Origin of the sequence: Staphylococcus sp. 8AQ (assembly GCF_902506595.1) — a bacterium.
GTDB classification, from domain to species: domain Bacteria; phylum Bacillota; class Bacilli; order Staphylococcales; family Staphylococcaceae; genus Staphylococcus; species Staphylococcus pasteuri.
The window spans coordinates 2,214,819-2,237,981 of sequence record NZ_LR733871.1 but is presented as its reverse complement, the minus strand read 5'-3'; the positions used below and the strand labels follow the sequence as shown (position 1 = coordinate 2,237,981).

Sequence of the window (23,163 nt, the reverse complement as noted above, 5' to 3'; positions counted from 1 at the left end):
AGGTTTTAAGAAGAGACAACACACTTTTCAATATAGAAAGAGGAAAAATTAATGAAAACAAAAACTAAAATAAGCGCAATTTTATTAGCATCAGGAATTGTATTAGCGGGATGCGGTGGCGATAAGGCATTACAAGATAAAAAGGATCAAAAGACATTATCCTATACAACTGTAAAAGATATTGGTGATATGAACCCTCATGTTTATGGTGGATCAATGTCAGCGGAAAGTATGATATATGAACCATTAGTACGTAACACTAAAGATGGTATCAAACCATTATTAGCTAAGAAATGGGACATCTCTAAAGACGGCAAGACGTATACGTTTCATTTAAGAAAGGACGTCAAATTCCATGATGGTTCAAAGTTTAATGCAGACGCTGTGAAGAAAAATATTGATGCCATACAACAAAACAAAAAGTTACATTCATGGTTAAAGATTTCGACATTAATTGATGATGTCAAAGTGAAAGATACATACACGGTACAAATTCATTTGAAAGAAGCATATCAACCTGCATTAGCAGAATTAGCAATGCCTCGTCCATATGTGTTTGTATCACCTAAAGACTTTAAACATGGAACGACTAAAGATGGTGTGAAATCGTTTGATGGTACAGGTCCGTTCAAAATGGGCGAACATAAGAAAGATGAATCTGCTACCTTTAATAAAAACCAACACTATTGGGGAGAATCTTCTAAATTAAATAAGGTAGAAGCAAAGGTTAAACCAGCAGGAGAAACAGCATTCTTATCTATGAAAAAAGGTGAGACTAACTTTGCATTTACTGATGATCGAGGTACAGATAGTTTAGATAATGATAGTTTAAAACAACTCAAAGAAACTGGAAATTACCAAGTCAAACGTAGCCAACCGATGAATACCAAAATGATTGTTGCTAACGCTGGTAAGAAAGATAGTGCGGTAAGTAACAAATCGGTTAGACAAGCCATTGGACACATGGTTGACCGCGATAAAATCGCAAAAGATATTCTTGATGGAGAAGAAAAACCAGCTACACAACTTTTTGCAAAGAACGTGACAGATATTAATTTTAATATGCCTACGCGTCAATTTGATAAGAAAAAGGCTGAAGCATTATTAGATAAAGCAGGCTGGAAGTTAAATAAAGATAAACACGTACGTCAAAAAGACGGTAAAGACTTAGCTATGTCAATGTACTATGACAAAGACTCAACAAGTCAGAAAGAACAGGCAGAATTTTTAGAAGCAGAATTTAAAAAGTTAGGCGTCAAATTAAATATAAATGGTGAAACATCAGATAAAATTGCTGAACGTCGTACATCTGGTGACTATGATTTAATGTTCAATCAGACATGGGGATTACTTTATGATCCACAAAGTACTATTGCTGCATTCAAATCAAAAACAGGTTATGAAACTGCTACATCAGGTATTAAAGACAAACAACAGTTATATAACAATATCGACAATGCATTCAAAATTAAAAATGCGAAAGAACGTTCAAAAGCTTATCAACACATTTTAAAACAAGTCGATGATGAGGGTGTCTTTATTCCAATTTCTCATGGCAGTATGACCGTAGTAGCACCTAAAGACTTAAAAAATGTATCCTTCACGCAATCACAATATGAATTACCATTTAATGAAATGCAATATAAATAAAGGAGCATCTAAATGTTCAAATTAATAATAAAACGTATTGCACTCATGTTTCCGTTATTGATTGTAGTGAGTTTTATGACATTTATGATGACGTACCTATCCAATGAAGATCCTGCTGTAACGATTCTACATGCACAAGGAACACCGAATGTTACAGAGCAATTAATTACTGAGACGAAAAAGAAGTATGGTCTTGATGCACCTATTCTTATTCAATATAAAGAATGGTTACAACAAGCAATACAATTTAAATTTGGGACAAGCTATATTACAGGAGACCCGGTTTCAGAACGTATAGGTCCTGCATTTATGAATACATTAAAATTAACATTAATTTCTAGTCTATCAGTTATGGTGACATCTATCTTTTTAGGTGTGGTGAGTGCACTAACTAGAGGTCGTAGTACAGATCGAGTAATACGATTGATAGCATTCTTTTTAACAGCTTTACCATCATATTGGGTAGCATCAATGCTCATTATTTTTGTATCAGTTAAGTTAAATTTATTACCAACATCAGGATTAACTGGACCAGAAAGTTATATTTTACCCGTTGTAGTTATTACAATGACGTATGCTGGTATTTACTTTAGAAATGTACGACGAGCGATGATTGAACAACTTAATGAGGAGTATGTGATGTATTTAAAAGCGAGTGGTGTACATACTATAACCTTATTAAAACACGTATTACGCAATGCATTACAAGTCGCTGTATCTATTTTCTGTATGTCGATACCTATGATTATGGGTGGTTTAGTCGTTGTTGAAAATGTCTTTGCTTGGCCAGGATTAGGACAATTGAGTATTAAAGCAATTGTCGAACATGATTTTCCAGTTATACAAGCTTATGTGTTAATTGTTGCAGTATTATTCATTGTCTTTAACACACTGGCAGATATTATTAATGCCTTGTTGAATCCTAGGTTGAGGGAGGCGACAAGATGATGATTATAAAACGATTATTACAAGATAAAGGTGCAGTGATTGCATTAATTGTTATAGCGACTTATATCATACTCGGGTTAACAGCACCGCTCATTACAGTCCATGAACCCAATCATATCGATACAGCGAATAAATTTGCTGGTATTAGCACATCACATTGGTTAGGCACAGACCATTTAGGAAGAGATATATTGACTAGGATTATTTATGCTATTCGACCAAGCTTATTATATGTATTGATTGCATTATTTGTATCGGTCGCAATTGGAGCCATACTCGGATTTATATCTGGATATTTCCGGGGTTATATTGATGCATTGATTATGCGATGTTGTGATGTCATGTTGGCATTCCCAAGTTACGTTGTCACTTTAGCGTTAATTACATTATTCGGAATGGGTGTGGAAAATATTATTCTGGCATTTATACTTACACGTTGGGCATGGTTCTGCCGTGTAATACGTACTAGTGTCATGCAATATACCGCAGCCGATCATGTAAAATTTGCTAAAACGATTGGTATGAGTCATTTATTGATTATTCGTAAACATATTCTTCCATTAACATTAGGCGATATTGCCGTTATTTCTAGTAGTGCCATGTGTTCTATGATATTACAAATGTCAGGATTTTCATTTTTAGGTTTAGGAGTAAAAGCACCAACAGCGGAGTGGGGCATGATGTTAAATGAAGCACGTAAAGTGATGTTTACTCATCCTGAATTAATGGTGACTACTGGTATTGTTATTGTCATTATTGTTATGGCATTCAATTTTCTATCAGATGCGTTGCAAGTGGCAATAGATCCACGCATTTCTTCAAAAGAAAAATTACGTGCAGTTAAGAAAGGTGTGATGCATGAATGACGTTGTTAAAAGTAAATAATTTAACAATTATAGATTCTTGGACAGGTAATGTACTTGTTGATGATATTAACTTTCAAGTTGAACATGGTGAAACACTAGGTTTAATAGGTGAAAGTGGTAGTGGTAAATCCATTACTTGTAAATCATTAATTGGACTTAATCCTAATCGTCTTAAAGTTACTGGAGACATTTGTTTTGAAGGTCAACAACTATTGAATTTGTCAGAGCAACAATTACGACAATATAGAGGTAAAGATATTGCGATGGTCATGCAGCAAGGTGCAAGAGCTTTTGATCCGTCATCAAGAGTCGGCAAACAAATGATGGAAACAATGCAAGCTCATACATCATTATCAACACAAGAAATTGAAGAAACGCTTATTAAATATATGACGTATATGAATTTAAAAGATCCTAAAACCATTTTGGCATCTTATCCATATATGTTGTCAGGTGGCATGCTGCAACGGTTAATGATTGCTTTAGCATTAGCATTAAAACCAAAACTCATTATTGCAGACGAACCAACAACTGCATTGGATACGATTAATCAATTTGACGTGTTGGAAGCATTTGAAGATATTAAACAACATTTTGATTGTGCCATGATATTTATTTCGCATGATTTAACAGTTATTCATAAAGTTGCAGATAATGTACTCGTTATGAAAGAGGGACAATTGGTTGAAGAAGGAACTAAAGAAGCGGTCTTGCATGATCCTCAACATGAGTACACGAAATATTTATTATCCACAAAGCAAAAGGTGAATGATTATTTTCAACGTGTAATGAGAGGAGATTGTCATGCTTAAAATATCAAATGTTGAAAAGCATTATGACAAACGAACGCGATTTAGCTCTAAAACAGAACCTATCGTTAAAGATGTAAGCTTCGATTGTCCTGTAGGTCAATCTATCGCTATTATCGGTGAGAGTGGCAGTGGTAAGTCTACACTAAGTCGTATGATATTAGGCATTGAAAGACCAGACAAAGGTAACGTGACATTAAATGAGCAACCGATGTATATAAAAAAGGTAAGACGTCATCAAATTAGTGCAGTATTTCAAGACTATACATCGTCATTACATCCTTTTCAAACTGTAAGAGATATTTTATTCGAAGTCATGTGCCAGTGCGATAAACAAAGCTTGAAAGAAATGGAAACAACGGCAACTCAATTATTAGATGAGGTAGGATTATCCAGTAATTTTCTAGAAAAATATCCCAATATGCTATCGGGCGGAGAGGCACAACGTGTTGCTATTGCAAGAGCAATATGTATTAACCCAACATATATTTTATTTGATGAAGCCATAAGCGCGCTAGACATGTCGATACAAACTCAAATTCTAGATTTATTGAAACGGTTAAAAGAAGAACGGAACTTAAGCTATATATTTATTACGCATGATATTCAAGCGGCAACGTATTTATGTGATCAATTAGTTATTTTTAAAAATGGTCAAATTGTGGAAAGCCTTTCCACATGCCATTTAAATACAACACGTAATGCTTATACAAGAGCGTTAATAGAGAAACAACTATCATTCTAAGGAGTGAGTTAATGAAAGGTGCAATGGCTTGGCCATTTCTAAGATTATATATACTAACTCTCATGTTCTTTAGTGCGAATGCCATTTTGAATGTGTTCATTCCATTACGAGGTCATGATTTAGGTGCAACCAATACAATGATAGGTATCGTTATGGGTGCCTACATGTTGACTGCAATGGTCTTTCGTCCATGGGCAGGACAAATTATTGCACGTGTTGGTCCAATTAAAGTACTACATATTATTTTGATTATTAATGCTTGTGCACTGATATTATATGGATTTACTGGATTAGAGGGATATTTTTTAGCAAGAGTGATGCAGGGTGTATGTACGGCGTTCTTTTCGATGTCGCTACAACTAGGTATTATAGATGCTTTACCTGAAGAACATCGCTCAGAAGGTGTCTCTTTATACTCTCTATTTTCAACGATACCTAATTTAGTAGGACCACTCATTGCTATAGGTATTTGGCATCTGGATCGAATGTCAGTATTTGCCGTAGTCATGATTGCTATAGCGTTAACGACAACATTCTTTGGTTATCGTGTCTCATTTGCAGGTAAGGAACCTGATACTAGTCACAAAGTTGAACCCTTACCCTTTAATGGTGTGACTGTGTTTGCCCAATTCTTTAAAAATAAGGAACTCTTAACGAGTGGGTTGATTATGATTATCGTGTCGATAGTCTTTGGCGCAGTGAGTACATTTGTTCCATTATATACTGTGAAATTCGGATTTGCAGACGCCGGTATATTCTTAACGATTCAAGCGATAGCGGTGGTATTAGCTAGAATTTATTTACGTAAATACATTCCATCTGATGGGTTATGGCACCCGTTGTATATGGTGAGTGTGCTGATGTTGCTTGCCGTTGCAGCGATGTTAGTTGCTATTGGACCTAACATACACGCACTCATATTTTATAGTAGTGCCATATTGATTGGTACGACACAAGCACTTGTTTATCCAACGCTAACATCATATCTAAGTTTTGTGTTACCGAAAGCTGGTCGTAATATGCTATTGGGTTTATTTATTGCATGTGCAGATTTAGGTGTGTCATTAGGTGGAAGTCTGATGGGCCCCTTATCAGATTTAGTAGGATTTAGCTGGATGTATACTATTTGCGGATTGCTCGTTGTGTGTATGATCGTGATGAGTGTGTTTAAAGGGACGCGTTATGTTAAATAGAAAGGCCTGTTTTAGACGCAGTCATTGAATTAGAAATATTAAGCGGTTGTTTTTTAAACTAAGTGATTGTCTACTTTTTGATGTGAAAATGTGTTCTGAAGTAGTACTCAGGTATCTCTATATTTGTGATTTTATATTATGTATAAAGATTAACAAGCCCTTATGAGTGGAATAGATGTAATATCACAATAAGAAGGGTCGTATAACCATGATTAGAGATATTAATGAAGTCACTGTTCCAGATAGTAAGATTGTTCAAGATGCACAAGGTATTGTTCACGAATACGGAAATGAATTAATTTGGAATCATTCAAATAGAGTCTATTTATTTGGAGAAGTTAAAGGTATTCAAGATAAACTTAAATATGATAAAGAGTTATTATATATTACTGCTTTATTCCATGATTTAGGTCTTACAAATCAATATAGTAGTGATGATTTGCGTTTTGAAGTAGACGGCGCTAATGCGGTGAGACAATTTTTAGAAACGTATAACTATGATGAACGAGATTTACAATTAGCTTGGGATTCTATTGCATTGCATACGACACTTGGAGTTGCAGAGCATAAAGAGAATAACGTAGCACTGTTATACCATGGTGTTGGTATGGACGTTATGGGAGATAACTGGAATCAATATTCTGATGAAATTCGAAAAGCAGTCGTAGATAAATTTCCACGTGGCAATTTTAAACATGATGTGATTCGAGCTTTCTACGATGGATTCAAACATAAACCAGAAACAACATTTGGTAATATCAAATCTGACGTTATTAAATATTTTGAACCAGAATATCCTCAAAATAACTTCTGTTCATGTATTTTACGTTCAAATTGGGATCATTAGATTTGGAACTTAAGTTCGACGGAATATGAAAATTAAATAGTGTTTAAATTGATGAGTTCTCGTACTAGTGTGCGGGGGCTTTTTATTTTGTTTTGAAAAATCATTCTAATCAATTTTTAATGATAATTATAAAAATAAAGAATACTAATCAACTATTTTTTATTTAGGAGCAATGTTATATTAATTATATAATTAATTAGTTTTAAATATTAAGATATATAAGGTGGTTTTGATATGGAAGAAAATAGATTTGATAACGATAATGTAGATGTAAATAGAAATCAATTTAATCAAGAACAAAGTAATGATATCAAACCTAAAGGAAATCTTGCGCTAAATATTTTAATATTTATAGGTTGGATGATATTAGCACAATTACCAGTTATTGCAATAATAACTCTTGTAAGTCTTTCTGTTAAAGCTGAGGTTTTAAGTATAACAATAGGTACTATTATATATCTTTTTGTTATTGCTATAGTGATTTGGTTAATAAGACGATACTACTTAAATCATACATATGAAAAAACAAAAGGTTTTAGTCTTAAAGACTTAGGTATAGCCATAGGTTGGGCAATTATATTAAGACTAGTTGTATATGGATTCACATACTTACTAAAATTAACCACTGGTTCAATGCAAACAGATAATGATAAATTGCTTTTTGGTGACGTCAATGCTCAAGCACAAGACGCTAGTCAACTTGGACAAGTATTTCCCGTAATTATATTTGTGATTACACTTACTTTTTTAGTTCCATATCTAGAGGAATTGATTTATAGAGGCATTTTTAAAGAAACACTATTTAGAAAATCAGTATTCTGGCTGCCTTTCATACTTTCATCGATTGTCTTCGCCTCACAACATGGCATTAATAATATTATTGCATTTTTAATGTATATGATAATGGGTATGATTTTTTATCTTGCTTACTCAAGAAGAGGTAACATTAAAGACAGTATGACAGTACATATGATTCATAATGGCCTTATTGGTGTTATGATACTCATCAATTATTTTTATATATTGTTTAAATAATAAAGTGATAGTTGAGATAAATGGAGGTTACAGTAGATAACATATTCCTTTCGAAAAAGCAGTCGACGAGAAAAAATATTATAAGAACATATTAATGTTTCGCTAAAACAGGTCTAGTACTTACATGAAAAGATTTTATTAAAAATTGAAAATGTAAATCACAAAGAACAAGGTGGATTGACTCATTAAAATACAGAAAGAAGTGACTTATAGTTGATTTCTAAAAAATTGTTGAGTGTTATATTACTACCAATCATTGCAGTAATCATCATTATAAGTGGTTATTATGGATTTAAAATTACTAAAGAAAACGCAATTAAAAGTAGTCTTTCATATATATTTAAGCCACTTCCTATGAAAAATCTTGATGTTTTATTTGATAAACAAGGGATAAGAGCTGAAGAAAAAGGTGGCAGGGGATTAGAAGCCGACGACAAAGGTGTATGGGAACTCAAATCCTTTACAACGAAACGTAAAGGTGAAGAAGGGGACACTGTAACTGAAGGTGTTGAGATGAAATTTAATAGACAGACTCATGATGCTAGTGGTTATTACTTTATAGATAAAGATAATTATAACAGTGAGACTTATGAACATGATAAAGAGGAAAAACATTATCCCGTTGAATATAAAAACAAAAAGCTTAAATTAACTAAAGAAGCAAAAGAAAAGGGGATTAGTAAATCATTAGAACAGAAGATAAATAATTTTAAATTTTTAGTAGAATTTGCTGATTATAGTGATATTAAAGATTATAAAAATGGAACCATAACTTATAGTTATGGTGATAGACCGTCTTATACCGCAGAATATAAACTTGATAATAAAGATAAAAATGTAAAAGAGATTAAAAACCGTTTTGATATTAATACGAATAAAGCGCCAAAAGTTTTATTTGATGAATCAGGAAACATAGGTGCTCGTAAAATAGGTGGCCAACATATAGAATATAATTTTGTAGATAATGACAAAGAAACCATAACTTATACAGATATCATCGAATTTACACCATCAGAAGACGAAGAGGATAATGAAGTGAGTATTGAATAAAATAATATGGTGAAATTAATAAAAGTAACTATTTTTTATAGTATGTCGAGGTATAAAGTAATTGAATATGTAGACAAAAGAAATATTTATTAGATGCAGAACAAAATATGTTTGCTTATGATGTTTATGGTTATGATGGAAACACAAATATCTCATAATCAATATGAGGGAATAGTTATTACATAATATCTCAAAATGATATATAAATAAAAAAATACAAATCAAGCTGAGCACCCAATTCGCGGTACTCAGCTTGTTTGTTATCTTGTGATACTGTCTCTATCGTATCTGTAGTATTTGGCTTGTGTTTCGGTAATGCGTTGTTTTGTATCTTTATAAATAGAAATACCATTTTCAGTTTTATGAACTTGATAATTTAATTGATGAGTAAGTTGTTCAATATTGATAAAACGACTATCTTGACCTTGTTTTTCAATAAAATACTCGACTTCATAGTCTTTTTCATTAATATCAAATAACAATTCGACAACATCATTTCTTAACCAAAAATCACCATGTTCCTTAATAATCTGGTTCTTAAATAAAGGTAGTCTCACGTGATTGTATTCAATATGATACTGCGTAAAATCATCGATATTTAAATCATTCTCTTTCTCTCTGACATAATAGACAGGCCCACCTGCAACTGTTCCTTCTCTCGTATTATCAGCGCCGCCGATAACACCATTTTCCAAAAATTGTAAACCATGTACATCACCAATATAAGGGTCTGGTCGATGCTCAAAAGCGTGTCCCTTGGCAATAAGTTTCAAAATAAGTGTTTGATCAAATTTTGGTTCCCATTCTATACGAGAAGGGTTACTAGTGTATATTCTTGGCTCATCAATTGCTTCCTGGATAGACATCCCGAAGTCTAAAACGTTAATAATGGTTTGTACGACGCTAGCGATGATACTAATTGCACCTGGTGCGCCAACTTCCATGATAGGTTTACCATTTTCAGTAATGATTGTTGGGGCCATATTACTCAACGGACGTTTATGTGGTTCGATTTCATTAATACCACCTGAGATGACATCAAAGCCGTCCATTGTGGTATTAAGTAAAACACCATAACCTGGAATCGTGATGCCAGAACCATAAATCATACCTATGGATGTAGTGAAAGAGGCTACGTTACCAAATCGGTCTGTTACAGAAAAATGTGTCGTTTCGGTGTGAGTTTCATCTATATGAGTATGACTTTCTACACGAGAACTATTACTTAATTCACCATGTTCAATATTAAAATTAGCAATATGTTGATCAATGATTTCGTTACGTTGTTTTAAATAATCCTCATCAATAAGCTCGCTAACTGGTACCTCGTAAAAGTCATCATCAGCAATATATTTAGCACGGTCACTATAGGCAATTTGCATTGCTTGAATCAGATGATGTAAATAATCGATGGAACGGGATCCCATACTTTTTAAATCAAATGGTTCAAGGATTTTTAAAATTTGTATCAATGTGATACCACCTGAACTTGAAGGACCCATAGAATGTATTTGATAACCTCGATATTGGGCAGTTATAGGTTGTTTGATACGAATATTATAATGCTTTAAATCTTCTTCATTAATTGTCCCACCATATTTGTTTACAACATTTACCAATTGTTTCGCAATATTACCAGTATAAAATGCGCCAAACCCTTTATCTCTTAATAATCTTAATGTACGTGCTATTTCTGGAGATTTAAGCCAATCACCGTCATGTATATAATCATCATCTTCTTTAGTGAATACGCGACGTGTTTCATCGTACTTATTAATCCTTTTAATTTGTTGTTTTGAATATTTTTCAATCGCCCAATTAGCACGATGACCGTGTTCGGCTAATTCAATAGCCGGGTTAATCAAGTCTTCTAAATTCAAATTACAATAATGGTTATGCAAATGTTCAAAGAGCTTTGCAATTCCTGGAACCCCCACGATAGAGCCATGTGTCGTTAATTCTAAAAAACTTTTATAGTGTCCTTTTTCATCTAAATAAAAGTGCGGATCTACATTGCTAGGGGCAGTTTCACGTGCATCAAATGCAGTGATATCATCAACTGTACTGTCATAATATAATAAGTAACCACCGCCACCTAATCCAGAGGCAAAGGGTTCAACAACATTAAGGACTAGCTGAATAGCCACCACTGCATCTACGGCAGTTCCACCTTTATCAAGTATATCTTTTCCCACTTTAGCTGCTAGTGGATGTGACACTGAAACCAAGCCTTCTTGTGAAGTTAAATGATGTTTGAAATGCGTGTCCGACATCGAATAGTGCCTTCTTTCTAAAATAGAAATCTTTGATATGAGTTATTTTCTTTGATTAATCTCAGATTCAACTTTATCTAAATCTTGTTTTTGCTCATTACCTGTATCAAGTAATGGTGTAACAGGTGAACTTATTTTGAATTTATCTCCACGGTAAAACTTAATGAATTGATCTTGGTCTATAGCATTAACCACAGCTCTTCTTAAATGTGGATTGTCTTTAAATACACCACTCTTACTATTTAAAATTAAGAATACTGATTTACGTCCATGTTTACTAATCATACTTAAATCTTTATCAGATTTTATTAATTCAAAATGTTTTTGATCTATGTCAGCAAATATATCGATTGCATGGTTTCTTAATTCGGACAGTGCACTTGCTGGGTCACCATTGAATTTCAAAATAATATTCTTAATTTTAGCTAGACCGTAGCTGTCTTTTTCATCGATATTAAAACCTGGATTACGTTGGAAAGTAGCTTGATAATTGTCTTTTTTAGTCATAATGTACGCACCACTAGTAACGAGTTCATTTTGACCGTCATCAGATTTAGGTACAGTATTAGGTGCTCCAAAATCTTTGCCTTCTTCTTTCAGCTTTTCAACATAATGTTTTGATAAAATACCTGCTGATGAGTGTGTTAAATAGTTAACTTCTTTAGGCATTGGTTGATCAGTTGTAATTTTAATAATTTGATATTTACCTTCAGCATTATTAACTTCACTATCTTGATTTGTTATATCTTTAACTTTATAACCTTTAGTTAATGTATCCCATACCGATTTGCCAGATGCTGTTTTAGTCTTCTTAAGTTCTTTCTTATCATCATTTGTTAACTCAGTAATATCTTTAATATGTTTATGCATATTATAAGTCACATGGTTAGGAACAGCATTTTTATCTCTAGCACGGTTGAGACTGAATAGGACATCGTCTGCTAATACTTTTTCATGTGTATTTTCTGCTTTGCCATTTTTTACTTTTACAAAATAGTTATCGTCTCTTAATAAGAAATAAAATGCATTGTTATCTTTGTTAGATGTATAGCTACGACTAAGTGATCCATCAGTTGTGATTTTGTCATTATCATTAAGTGTTAATAAACGTGTATACATGTTCATATTGATATTGTAGACATTAGGCGCAATAGAACGAATAGGGTCTAGAGATTGGAATTCACCATCAGGTTGTGTCATCACTAAAGGTCGTGTATTACGTAATTTTTTATCATTATAATCAAATTGTTGCCAAATAAGCGCGCGAGAATTAGGTAAACCAACACTATTTTTATTTAAAATTTTATTGTCATAAACGAGATTTTTCTTCGAACCATATAAAGGTGCCATGAATCCTTCGTCGAATATCACTTTATCTTCTAACTTTTTATATGTATTTTTAGCTTCAGAAGTATTTTCTTTAGATGCTTTATTGATTAGTTCATCGATTTTAGGGTCTTTAATCAAACTATTTGAACCTGTAGAGCTAAATATTGCATTCATTGCATAGTTAGGATCGCCAAATACTGTTGTCCAGTCATCGATTTGAATATCATAATTACCAGCTTGACGTTGTGTACGGTAACTACCGTAATCAGGTTGAACATTCATCTTTACGTTAAAACCAGCTCGCTCTAATTGTTGTTTAACAATGTTCATATCATTTTGATAACTCGCTTGACCTAAAAAGCGAATCGTCGGTTTAGTACCTTTAACGTTGACTTGTTTGTTTTTATCTTTCGTATCATCCTTACCAGGTACACCACAACCACTTAGTATCAGAGTTAAACTTACTGTTAATGTTAATAAAATTCTTTTCATATAAAATCATCCTATCTTATTGAATCTTCGGATCAAGTGCATCACGGACAGCATCCCCAATAAAATTAAATGCGAGGACAAGTAACATGATGCATAACCCAGGAAATATGGCTAAATTGCTGTGCGTTTCTAAAAAGTTACTTCCAGTTCTGAGTATGTTTCCCCATTCAGGAACATTTGGTGCTACACCTAATCCCAAGAAACTCAAGCCACTTGTAGTTAGTACAACGACACCTATATTTAATGAAAATCTGACAATCATAGGTGCGAGAGTATTAGGTAAGATGTAACTCCATAAAATACGACGATGACTTTCTCCGGTAATTTGAGCTGCTTGTATATATTCCTGTCGTTTGATTTCGAGTACATTTGCTCTCATAGTTCGAGCAAAGGAAGGTATATTACCAATACTTAAAGCAATGATTAATGTTAATGTACTAGCGCCAAACGATGCGATAATCGCAACTGCTAATAATAATGTTGGTATCGCAAAAATAATATCAAGTATGCGCATCACCGTATTGTCCACTTTAGTAAAGTAGCCTGCAATCATACCAAAAAGGACACCGAACAGAACTGAAATTACTACTGATGTGATTGAAATAAAATAAGTTAATTTGGTACCAACCACGAGTCTTGTAAATAAATCACGACCAAAATCATCAGTTCCAAAAGGGTGAGCTAAGCTTGGACCTTTTAATAATTCATTGAATTGGTTTTGGGTTGCTAAAGAAGTATTAAATGTGTAAATACCAGTAATTGACAATGTTAGAAGATAAGTTAATAAAGCAAAACTCACTAAAGCGACTTTATGTTGTTTAATCTTGCTTATAAACGCTTCCCAACTATTGTATATATTGTATTTTGATGTATGTTCGTAACGGAATAGACTCACGAACATTAACAATGTGAATAGATTACCGGTAATTGTCGTTAATATGAGAACGACATAGGTAAGCCAACGATATACTTTATGAGATTGTATTTTACTTTCTGAAAATCCAATAGTAGCCACTACGAGTGTCAAAATAATTAATATCAACTGTGCAATGTAAAATGTATTTGAAACATTACCTTTGAATAAATTGAGCAAAGTAGTGACAAAAGTTAATACAAATACAGATACTGCAGAAATGGTAAACAGTTGTAGTGAACTGAGTTTTGTTATTGAAATTTGTGGCATATAATTACACCCTTTCCTTAATTTCTTCACGAAGTTGAGGGTCAATCATGACATAGAAAATATCTATAACTAAGTTGATGAGTGAAATGACAATTGAAATGTAAATAACACCACCCATAACTGCTGGTATATCAGGTACAAATTGCTTTTGAACAATGTATCGGCCTATTCCATTAATATTGAATACTTGTTCAGTTACTGCTGATCCGCCTAACAATTCTACAAATAATATTCCAATAAGTGTCACAATAGGGATGAGTGCATTTTTTAAAATATGCTTTATGACAACTTGAGATTTAGAAATACCTTTAGCATATGCAGTCATCACATAATCATTGCGCATCACTTCTAATACAGAGGAACGTGTCATTCTCGTAATAGATGCAGCAATTGCAGTACCAATGACTAGTACAGGTAATATTAGCGATAAAGGATCATTGGGAACATACGATGGCGGTAAAATATCTAACCTAAGTGAAAAAGCTAAAATGAACAGTAATCCTTGCCAAAAGTTAGGAATAGATAATCCAATTAAAGCGATAATCATCAATGTAATATCAATCCAACTATTTCGTTTAAATGCACTAATAATCCCAATAGGTATAGCAATGACTAGTGCTACAATTAATGCCAACACAGATATTGTTAATGTAATAGGTATTCTAGATCCTACAGCATCAGAAACAACTTCATTACCTTTAAAGGTAGTACCTAAATCAAATGTAAATACTCCTTGTATCGTTTCCCATAACTGAATAAGATATGGATCGTTTAAATGGTGTAGTTGATTAAATTTTGCAAATTGTTCTTTTGTCGCATTAGGTCCTAAAATACTATATGCCGCATCTAAAGGTGATAAATATAGTATTGTAAAAACAACAATGACTACACCAATAATGACAACTAGCGTCATAATTATGCGTTCGAAAATATAACGTACGATTGGATTGAGATAAAAAGACAACACAACAAACAATGGTAAAGCTAAAATTATTTTTATAATGGGAAATTTTCCGAATAAGATGTTTGTATATAAAGTGGGAAAATCAGTTGCAGTATATTGATTATCACGGCGATGATGACTGTGATAAATATTTCTAGCTTCTTTTTGGAGTTGCGATCGAGATTTACGCCGATTTAGAAATTGATATTTTTTCTTTAGTGCTTGTTCTAATTTATATTCGTCTTGGATTTGCACTAATGTTGTTTTTTGATGGTGTTTTAACAAATAAACTAAACTAGCATACAAAAATATCGGAAGACTAAGAATTGAAAAAATCATTTTATAAAGTCCTTTATTATAAAGAACTAAAAAGACTTTTCGATAATTTGACATGGGCATCACTCCTTGAAAAATAATCTTGATTAAATTACTATGATATATAATAAAAGTATTATAGAATAAAAATTGTAATTTGTGAATAGGGAGGAATGATTATGTCATCTTTTTTAGAAGTTAAACACCTTGGAGTATCATTCGAATATGAACAACATTCCGTTAAAGCAGTTCAAGACGTAAGTTTTAAATTAGATAAAAAGAAAGTGTTAGCTATTGTGGGTGAATCAGGCTCTGGAAAGAGTATTACAGCTAAATCGATTATGGGATTATTACCTGATTATCCTCAGCACACTTTAACCGGGGAAATTAAATTTAATGGGAAAAATTTATTAAATCTTTCTAATAAAGCATTTCAAGGTATACGAGGAAAAGATATTGCCATGATATTTCAAGATCCTTTATCATCGCTCAATCCCAGAATGACAATAGGTAGTCAAATTATGGAAGTGATTTTAAAGCATCGTAATATTGATAGAAAACGGGCGAAAGCAATGACAATTGATATTTTAGAAAGTGTAGGCATTAGAAATGCTCAAGATAAATTACATGCTTATCCATATGAATTTTCTGGTGGGATGCGCCAACGTGTCATGATTGCAATGGCATTAGTATTAGAGCCACAAATCTTAATTGCAGATGAACCAACAACAGCACTTGACGTTAGCACACAAAATCAACTTTTAGAATTAATGAAGCGATTATATAAACATATCGAAACGTCTATTTTATTTATTACGCATGATTTAGGTATTGTGTATCAATTTTGCGATGAAATGATTGTTATGAAAGAGGGCAGAGTTGTTGAAACTGGTGATGTCAAAACTATTTTCAAAAATCCAAAATCTGACTATACGCGACGTCTTATTAATGCCATTCCGGATTTGCACGCACCTAAACAACCTAGAACGATAAGTGATCAAACATTGTTGAAAATCGAAAATGTAAGTGTCGATTATATTAAGAGTAATGGCAATGAATTTAGAGCAGTAAAAAATATTGATCTTGAAATTAAAGAAGGGGAATCATTAGGAATTGTAGGTGAGTCTGGCTCAGGGAAGTCTAGTTTAGCTAAAGCATTAGTTGGTTTAAACAATGTTTCTGAAGGAATGATTTGGTATCAAGACTTGCCGTTAAATTTATTTTCTGCTAAAGAAATGAAGTCTTTGCGTAAGGATATACAAATGATTTTTCAAGATCCTTATTCCTCTATTAATCCTAAATTTAAAGTTATAGATATTATCGGTCGTCCTTTAAAATTATATCGATTTGTCACAACACATGAAGCATTAGTTAAAGAAGTGAAACGTTTATTAACACGTGTAGGGTTAGATGAAAGTTTCTTATATCGATATCCACATGAATTATCGGGTGGCCAACGTCAGCGTGTTAGTATTGCACGTGCCATTGCCATTAAACCTAAATTATTAATCTGCGATGAAGCGGTGTCTGCATTAGATGTTTCAATACAAAAGGATATCATTCAATTATTGAAACAACTTCAAGATGATTTAGGAATGACATATATATTTATTACACATGATATGGGTGTAATTAAAGACATGTGTGATCGTGTTGCAGTTATGCAATATGGAACAATTGTAGAAGTAAATGATGTTGAAAGTATTATTGAAAGACCACAAGAGACATATACTAGAAATTTAATATCACACGTTCCAGTGATACCTCATCGATAAGTTAAGATAAAAATTAAAGGCACGACTCGGTTCAGCTAATTCTGACCGAGGCGTGCTTTACTTATAACAATCATTTAATTTAACAGGAGGTCATATTGAATCATTGTTACGTATAAATGGGATAAAGTATGAATTCATGGGAATAAAATTACAACTCTGAAATTTGTTTGCTTATAATCCAATTTTTATGATGCTTAAGTAAAATATTGTGTTCTTTTAATTCTTGAATAATATGTCCAGTTGTTTCACGTGAAATGCTAACAAGATCACTAATCATTTGAATTGTTAAAAATGATTTGATTTCATAAAATTCATCGTTATCATAACCAATCATGTGACATAAGTAGATTAATAGCTTAGTCACGCGTGCTTTTGCACTTTTAGAACTTAAAGCCATATGATATTCAATTTGTTGTCTTTGGTTGTCACATAACAATTGATAGATTCTAATAAACACTTTATCGTTATTTCTACAAAGGTATTCGATTAATTCAATAGGAATGGCAATCATAATACAGTCTGTGATAGCAGTACACATTTCATTAGTTGTTTTGTCTTGAAATAAATTGTGCATGGGGAACAATTGATCATCTTTATTTAAGAGTCTGTATACATCACCATTCATATTAAAATGTTCTCTTAGTATATAACCGTCGATGAGATAATATACATGAGTTAATTCGTCAGAAGAATAGTAAATAACTTGTCCTTTATTGTATTGCCTAACAATGCATTCATTTTTATACGGTTGTAGAGCTACGGCAGGGATGTTTATAAATGCGGCTAAACGCTCAAGACACTGCTCACTACGATTTGTGATTAATGAATTGTCGATTGTTGTGTTTCTAGATTGGTTGATTGTCATAAACGCACCACCTTAGTGATTAATGCTTGATTTGTGTGCCAACTTGTCCTTTGAAAGCGTCATAAGCATGTTCTAAATTAGTAATAATCGCACGTCGGCCTTCACCGCTTTCAACAAAATCAATTGCTGCTTCAATTTTAGGGAGCATAGAGCCTTCAGCAAATTTACCTGCTTTAGCATAGTCTTTTAAAGTTTCTACATTAACTTGTGTTAATGCCTCTTGGTTAGGTTGATTATAGTTGATATAAACATTTTCTACGTTCGTTAATATCATTAGCGTATTAGCATCGATGAGTTGTGCTAAGCGTTCGCTGGCAAAATCTTTATCTATTACAGCTTCCACACCTTCATATGTGTCATTTCGCTTAATAACTGGAATGCCGCCGCCACCACATGCAATGATGATGTTTTGATTTTCTACTAATGTACTAATGAGTTGATGCTCTAAAATAGACACTGGCAAAGGTGAAGGTACCACTTTACGGTAGCCACGTCCAGCATCTTCTTTATATGTTGATTCTGGATTGTCTTTTTGTAGTTGGTCAGCTTCTTCTTTAGTGTAAAATGGTCCTATTGGTTTAGTAGGATTAGACATACGAGGATCATGTTCATCAATTTCTACACGCGTAATGACAGTACCTGCGCGTCTAGGACTATTAATCTCTGAAAGCACTCTGTTTACTTCAGTTTCTATCCAAAAACCAATCATACCTTGTGTCATAGATCCACAAACATCAAGTGGCATGGCAGGTGTTTGCGGACTATCAGCTTTAGCCTGTTGAATTAACATACTACCAATTTGTGGTCCATTACCATGTGATATAACAATATCAGCGTCTGTATTGAATAAAGGTTTGAGCGCTTGCATTGTTGAACGTATTGCTTTTCTTTGTGCATCAGCGGAACCATCGTCAGTTTGAATGGCATTTCCACCTAAGGCAATGACAATTTTGTTGTCCATAAAGTTTCACTCCTTACTTAGAATACATCTACGGCACCAGTTATTAATCTGATAATACCGATGATTGCTAGAATTGTGATTAATACAAAGAATATATAATCTAATTTTGTTAAAGGTTTTTTATTATTTTTTTGAACGGTTTGGTAAACGAACAGTCCAGGAATATAGAGCAACATGGTTAATAATAAGTAGTCTATTCCCGCAGCATAAATCAACCAAATCGCATAAATAGAAGATATAATACCGATTACCCATTGTTTTGTTGTAGCACGATCCTTAGTTAAGTATGTGTATTTAACTTGATAGAAAGCACTAAACATATATGGTATAAGAATGGCACTAGATGCCAATGAAAAGGCAAATTGATATGCACTTTCTGTAAACAACATACTGATTAAGAAAATTTGTACTAGTATATTTGTGATTAATAAAGAGTTAACAGGTGCTTTATTTTTGTTTTCCTTAGCAAACCATTTAGGAAATAGTCCATCTTTGGCAACTACAAATGGTAACTCTCCAGCTAATAACGTCCATCCTAGCCATGCACCTAGAACTGAAATAATTAATCCTATATTGACTAGCACAGATCCCCAATGTCCGACAATATGTTCTAATACTGCTGCCATTGATGGGTTAGATAACTCAGAAATGTGGTTTTGTTGTATAACACCTTGTGCTAGTACTGTCATTAAGAAATAGATGACTAATACTGAAATTAAGCCAATAACGGTAGCAGTACCAACGTCTTTTTTACTTTTAGCACGACTTGAAAAGACAACCGCACCTTCTATACCTGTGAAGACCCATACAGTTACAAGCATGGTACTTTTCACTTGGCCTAAAGTATCACCCCAACTGAACATACCAGTATCTCCAGATGTCATACCGAATAAACCTGCTTTAAATGTGTCAAAGTTGAAGACTGCTATCATACATACAATGACAAGTAAGATAGGGATTAATTTAGCTACAGTAACAATACTATTGATAAAGGCAGCTGTTTCTACTCCTTTTAAAATAAGGTAATGAACACCCCATAATAAGACAGAAGCTACGATAATACTTGGGAGTGTATTTCCGCCTTTGAAAATAGGGAAGAAGTTACCGACTGCTGACATTAATAATGTGGCATAAGCAACGTTACCTAGAAATGCTGCAAACCAATAGCCCCAAGCACTTGAAAATCCAATAAAATCACCGAACCCAGCTTGTGCATAACTATAAATACCACCATCCAAATCTTGTCTTTCATTTGTTAGATTTTGAAAGACAAAGGCTAGGGAAATCATACCAATTGCAGTAATGATCCAACCGATAATAATAGCTAAACCACCTGCTTGGTTACCCATGTCAGAGATAATGTTAAATGCACCGCCACCAATCATTGAACCAATGACGAGGCCAATCAAGGAGGTTTTACTTAGTTTATTTGTATCTGATTCGCTCATGTGTCATTTCTCCTTTGAATAATTAAGCAGGTTCAGTTAGTGATACGTTGTATAGTGATATGAGGATATCTTAACTAAACCTGCATGTACTTTTTTGCTAACTATCCAAGCGTAGCAGCCATTACAGCTTTAATGGTATGCATACGGTTTTCAGCTTGATCAAATACTTTAGAATGTTTACTTCTAAAGATTTCATCAGTGACTTCCATTTCAGATAAACCATAGTCATCTTTAATTTGTTGACCGTAAGTTGTATTTGTATCATGGAAAGCTGGTAAACAATGTAAGAATATAGTACTGTCTTTACCAGTTTTATCGAACATTGCTTTATTGACTTGATAATCTTTTAATAAGTTAATACGTGATTCAAATTCACTTTCTTCACCCATAGATACCCATACATCTGTATAGATAACGTCTGCATCTTTAACGCCTTCATCAATATTATCTGTAATTGTTACAGAACCTCCGTCTTGTTTAGCACGTCTCTCAGCAATATCAACGTAGTCTTGAGAAGGGAAGAGTTCTTTTGGTGAGCAAATAGTTACATCTACACCTAGCATTGGACCTGCTACTAATAGTGAGTTTGCTACATTATTACGTCCGTCACCGACATATGTTAATTTAATTCCATCTAAATGACCGAAGTTTTCTTTAACTGTCATATAGTCTGCTAACATTTGAGTTGGATGCCATGCGTCAGTTAAACCATTCCAAACAGGGACGCCAGAATATTTTGCTAAATCTTCTACCATATCTTGTGAGAAACCACGGAATTCAATACCGTCGAACATTCTACCTAATACTTTGGCAGTATCTTCAACTGATTCTTTTTTACCTAATTGAATATCATTTTTTCCTAAAAATTCTGGATGTGCACCTAGGTCGATTGATGCTACAGTGAATGCTGCACGAGTACGTGTAGAATTTTTTTCAAATAGAAGTGCAATATTTTTGCCGTCTAAATATCGATGTTGAATACCTTGTTTCTTATAATCTTTTAAAGTAATTGCAAAGTCGATTAAATCGCTAAATTCTTTCTTAGTAAAATCGTCTTCTTTTAATAAATGTCTACCTTTTAAGTTAAGTGGTTGTTGAATTTCTGACATGATTCATTCCTCATTTCTTTAAAAGTTTAGTAAGTCGTTTATATTGGTTTGGTTAAATGTCTTCTCTATAAAGTGGTTGGCTCATACATCTTGGGCCTCCACGTCCTCGAACTAGTTCACTACCAGTAATTTCGATTACTTTAATACCTTTGTCTCGTAATAATTGATTAGATACATAGTTTCTGTCATATGTGACAACTACACCTGGGCGAATAGTTAACGTATTAGAACCATCGTTCCATTGCTCACGTGCGCCATCAATAACATCTCCATTACCAGTTGGAATAAATTCAATATTATCGATGTTTAATGCATTTTCTAATGTTTCTTTTAATTTGCTAGAATGTGAGATTTTAATATCTTTGCCTTGTTCATCCTTTTCAATTGTAAAGATGTTCATATTATCTTCTTCTTTGAAAATAGCGGCATGCATTGTAAATTTGTCATAATCAATCATTGTAAATACAGTGTCTAAGTGCATGAATGTACGACTATTTGGAATTTCAATGGCAAGTACTTTAGTAAATGTAGATTTGTCATCAAACAAAATTTGTCTAGATAATCGTTCAATAGCTTGTGCAGAAGTACGTTCTGAAATACCTATTGCAAGGACATCTTTAGACAAGATTAATTCATCGCCACCTTCAATGTTGAAAGGAGAGTTTCTATCTAACCAGACAGGTACATCATCATTTTTGAATCGAGGATGATATTTCAAGATGTATGTCATAAAGATAGATTCACGACGACGTGCTCGCCAGTACATACGGTTAATTGTCATTCCTCTACCAACAGAAGCTTGAGGGTCTCTTGTGAAGTAAAGGTTTGGCATTGGATCTAGATAGAAAGGATAACGATCGTCCATGTATTCTACTAGGTGGTTTGTTTCAAGTTGAATTTCTTCTTTACGTACACCAGCCATTACCTTTTCTACGAGTTCTTTATCATTTAAGTTAGCGAATAATTCTTTGATTTCATTCTCATGGCCAAGTACCGTCTTTTGAGATTCTTTTAAAATATCGTCAATGAATTGTTCACGTACAGATTCATCTGCGATTGCTTCAGCAGCTAAATCTTCTAAATAGACAACTTCAACACCTTCGTCTTTTAATACTTGTGCAAAACGGTCGTGCTCTTCTTGAGCAACTTTCAAATAAGGAATATCGTCAAATAACAATCCACTTAGATGATCAGGTACTAAATTCTCAAGTTCTTTACCTGGTCGTTTAAGTAATACCGTTTTTAATTTGCCGATTTCACTGTTTACGTGGATAGGTCCTGTTTCCATTGTTATTTCCTCCTTTGATTTAATACACCTAGAGTATAA

The 23,163-nt window shown here is 33.4% G+C and carries 19 protein-coding genes; 10 read left to right on the top strand and 9 right to left on the bottom strand.

Annotated features, from left to right (window positions below; translation table 11 throughout):
• Positions 1 to 51: 51 nt before the first annotated feature.
• The 9 genes from cntA to GVY01_RS10925 all read left to right on the top strand — a co-directional run bounded on the left by cntA (position 52) and on the right by GVY01_RS10925 (position 9,143).
• Entirely contained in the window at positions 52 to 1,650 is a 1,599-nt protein-coding gene (cntA, locus tag GVY01_RS10965; RefSeq protein ID WP_017637777.1) for a staphylopine-dependent metal ABC transporter substrate-binding lipoprotein, read from the top strand.
• Between the two features lie 12 nt (positions 1,651 to 1,662).
• On the top strand, positions 1,663 to 2,598 hold the full coding sequence (opp1B, locus tag GVY01_RS10960; protein WP_017637776.1) for a nickel/cobalt ABC transporter permease: 936 nt from the start codon (positions 1,663 to 1,665) through the stop codon (positions 2,596 to 2,598).
• Positions 2,595 to 3,464 (top strand): staphylopine uptake ABC transporter permease subunit CntC, encoded by an 870-nt coding sequence (cntC, locus tag GVY01_RS10955; RefSeq protein WP_017637775.1) that lies wholly within the window; start codon positions 2,595 to 2,597, stop codon positions 3,462 to 3,464. Before opp1B ends, cntC begins: the two co-directional genes overlap by 4 nt.
• Entirely contained in the window at positions 3,461 to 4,276 is an 816-nt protein-coding gene (cntD, locus tag GVY01_RS10950) for a staphylopine uptake ABC transporter ATP-binding protein CntD (protein WP_017637774.1), read from the top strand. The genes cntC and cntD overlap by 4 nt, the downstream gene beginning before the upstream one ends.
• Entirely contained in the window at positions 4,269 to 5,018 is a 750-nt protein-coding gene (locus GVY01_RS10945) for an ABC transporter ATP-binding protein (protein WP_017637773.1), read from the top strand. The genes cntD and GVY01_RS10945 overlap by 8 nt, the downstream gene beginning before the upstream one ends.
• Before the next feature lie 11 nt (positions 5,019 to 5,029).
• Positions 5,030 to 6,211, top strand: coding sequence for a staphylopine family metallophore export MFS transporter CntE (cntE, locus tag GVY01_RS10940; RefSeq protein ID WP_108016826.1), 1,182 nt, complete (start codon positions 5,030 to 5,032; stop codon positions 6,209 to 6,211).
• A 208-nt stretch (positions 6,212 to 6,419) separates the two neighbouring features.
• Positions 6,420 to 7,058, top strand: a complete 639-nt coding sequence (locus GVY01_RS10935; protein ID WP_017637771.1) for an HD domain-containing protein — start codon at positions 6,420 to 6,422, stop codon at positions 7,056 to 7,058.
• Between the two features lie 234 nt (positions 7,059 to 7,292).
• On the top strand, positions 7,293 to 8,093 hold the full coding sequence (locus tag GVY01_RS10930; protein ID WP_017637770.1) for a CPBP family intramembrane glutamic endopeptidase: 801 nt from the start codon (positions 7,293 to 7,295) through the stop codon (positions 8,091 to 8,093).
• A 213-nt stretch (positions 8,094 to 8,306) separates the two neighbouring features.
• A complete protein-coding gene (locus tag GVY01_RS10925) occupies positions 8,307 to 9,143 on the top strand; it encodes a Csa1 family protein (RefSeq protein WP_159333766.1) in 837 nt (278 codons plus the stop codon).
• A gap of 260 nt (positions 9,144 to 9,403) precedes the next feature.
• On the opposite strand, the gene ggt is transcribed toward GVY01_RS10925, so the two are convergent.
• The 4 genes from ggt to GVY01_RS10905 are packed head-to-tail and all read right to left on the bottom strand — an operon-like array spanning position 9,404 to position 15,756.
• Positions 9,404 to 11,416 carry a gamma-glutamyltransferase gene (gene ggt, locus GVY01_RS10920; protein ID WP_017637768.1) on the bottom strand — a complete coding sequence of 671 codons (2,013 nt, stop codon included), beginning with the start codon at positions 11,414 to 11,416 and terminating at the stop codon, positions 9,404 to 9,406.
• 42 nt (positions 11,417 to 11,458) lie between these two features.
• Positions 11,459 to 13,237 carry an ABC transporter substrate-binding protein gene (locus tag GVY01_RS10915; RefSeq protein WP_017637767.1) on the bottom strand — a complete coding sequence of 593 codons (1,779 nt, stop codon included), beginning with the start codon at positions 13,235 to 13,237 and terminating at the stop codon, positions 11,459 to 11,461.
• Between the two features lie 16 nt (positions 13,238 to 13,253).
• A complete protein-coding gene (locus tag GVY01_RS10910) occupies positions 13,254 to 14,420 on the bottom strand; it encodes an ABC transporter permease (RefSeq protein WP_046467245.1) in 1,167 nt (388 codons plus the stop codon).
• A gap of 4 nt (positions 14,421 to 14,424) precedes the next feature.
• A complete protein-coding gene (locus tag GVY01_RS10905; RefSeq protein WP_017637765.1) occupies positions 14,425 to 15,756 on the bottom strand; it encodes an ABC transporter permease in 1,332 nt (443 codons plus the stop codon).
• A gap of 101 nt (positions 15,757 to 15,857) precedes the next feature.
• Here GVY01_RS10905 and GVY01_RS10900 point away from each other — a divergent pair, with 101 nt between their 5' ends.
• Positions 15,858 to 17,453: an ABC transporter ATP-binding protein gene (locus GVY01_RS10900; protein WP_017637764.1), complete on the top strand. Its 1,596-nt coding sequence runs from the start codon at positions 15,858 to 15,860 to the stop codon at positions 17,451 to 17,453.
• Positions 17,454 to 17,601: 148 nt separating this feature from the next.
• Here GVY01_RS10900 and GVY01_RS10895 read toward each other — a convergent pair whose 3' ends face one another.
• The 5 genes from GVY01_RS10895 to arcA all read right to left on the bottom strand — a co-directional run bounded on the left by GVY01_RS10895 (position 17,602) and on the right by arcA (position 23,124).
• Positions 17,602 to 18,318 (bottom strand): Crp/Fnr family transcriptional regulator, encoded by a 717-nt coding sequence (locus GVY01_RS10895; protein ID WP_017637763.1) that lies wholly within the window; start codon positions 18,316 to 18,318, stop codon positions 17,602 to 17,604.
• 19 nt (positions 18,319 to 18,337) lie between these two features.
• Positions 18,338 to 19,279 carry a carbamate kinase gene (gene arcC, locus GVY01_RS10890; protein ID WP_017637762.1) on the bottom strand — a complete coding sequence of 314 codons (942 nt, stop codon included), beginning with the start codon at positions 19,277 to 19,279 and terminating at the stop codon, positions 18,338 to 18,340.
• Positions 19,280 to 19,296: 17 nt separating this feature from the next.
• Positions 19,297 to 20,727 (bottom strand): arginine-ornithine antiporter, encoded by a 1,431-nt coding sequence (gene arcD / locus GVY01_RS10885; RefSeq protein ID WP_017637761.1) that lies wholly within the window; start codon positions 20,725 to 20,727, stop codon positions 19,297 to 19,299.
• 101 nt (positions 20,728 to 20,828) lie between these two features.
• On the bottom strand, positions 20,829 to 21,836 hold the full coding sequence (argF, locus tag GVY01_RS10880) for an ornithine carbamoyltransferase (protein WP_017637760.1): 1,008 nt from the start codon (positions 21,834 to 21,836) through the stop codon (positions 20,829 to 20,831).
• Between the two features lie 52 nt (positions 21,837 to 21,888).
• The gene (gene arcA / locus GVY01_RS10875) at positions 21,889 to 23,124 is read right to left on the bottom strand and encodes an arginine deiminase (protein WP_017637759.1); all 1,236 of its coding nucleotides are present in this window, start codon (positions 23,122 to 23,124) and stop codon (positions 21,889 to 21,891) included.
• Between the last annotated feature and the right edge of the window lie 39 nt (positions 23,125 to 23,163).

Coding starts and splice junctions, on each gene's coding strand:
- cntA (WP_017637777.1), top strand. CDS start 52: ATGAAAACAAAAACTAAAATAAGCGCAATTTTATTAGCATCAGGAATT.
- opp1B (WP_017637776.1), top strand. CDS start 1,663: ATGTTCAAATTAATAATAAAACGTATTGCACTCATGTTTCCGTTATTG.
- cntC (WP_017637775.1), top strand. CDS start 2,595: ATGATGATTATAAAACGATTATTACAAGATAAAGGTGCAGTGATTGCA.
- cntD (WP_017637774.1), top strand. CDS start 3,461: ATGACGTTGTTAAAAGTAAATAATTTAACAATTATAGATTCTTGGACA.
- GVY01_RS10945 (WP_017637773.1), top strand. CDS start 4,269: ATGCTTAAAATATCAAATGTTGAAAAGCATTATGACAAACGAACGCGA.
- cntE (WP_108016826.1), top strand. CDS start 5,030: ATGAAAGGTGCAATGGCTTGGCCATTTCTAAGATTATATATACTAACT.
- GVY01_RS10935 (WP_017637771.1), top strand. CDS start 6,420: ATGATTAGAGATATTAATGAAGTCACTGTTCCAGATAGTAAGATTGTT.
- GVY01_RS10930 (WP_017637770.1), top strand. CDS start 7,293: ATGGAAGAAAATAGATTTGATAACGATAATGTAGATGTAAATAGAAAT.
- ggt (WP_017637768.1), bottom strand. CDS start 11,416: ATGTCGGACACGCATTTCAAACATCATTTAACTTCACAAGAAGGCTTG.
- GVY01_RS10915 (WP_017637767.1), bottom strand. CDS start 13,237: ATGAAAAGAATTTTATTAACATTAACAGTAAGTTTAACTCTGATACTA.
- GVY01_RS10910 (WP_046467245.1), bottom strand. CDS start 14,420: ATGCCACAAATTTCAATAACAAAACTCAGTTCACTACAACTGTTTACC.
- GVY01_RS10905 (WP_017637765.1), bottom strand. CDS start 15,756: ATGTCAAATTATCGAAAAGTCTTTTTAGTTCTTTATAATAAAGGACTT.
- GVY01_RS10900 (WP_017637764.1), top strand. CDS start 15,858: ATGTCATCTTTTTTAGAAGTTAAACACCTTGGAGTATCATTCGAATAT.
- GVY01_RS10895 (WP_017637763.1), bottom strand. CDS start 18,318: ATGACAATCAACCAATCTAGAAACACAACAATCGACAATTCATTAATC.
- arcC (WP_017637762.1), bottom strand. CDS start 19,279: ATGGACAACAAAATTGTCATTGCCTTAGGTGGAAATGCCATTCAAACT.
- arcD (WP_017637761.1), bottom strand. CDS start 20,727: ATGAGCGAATCAGATACAAATAAACTAAGTAAAACCTCCTTGATTGGC.
- argF (WP_017637760.1), bottom strand. CDS start 21,836: ATGTCAGAAATTCAACAACCACTTAACTTAAAAGGTAGACATTTATTA.
- arcA (WP_017637759.1), bottom strand. CDS start 23,124: ATGGAAACAGGACCTATCCACGTAAACAGTGAAATCGGCAAATTAAAA.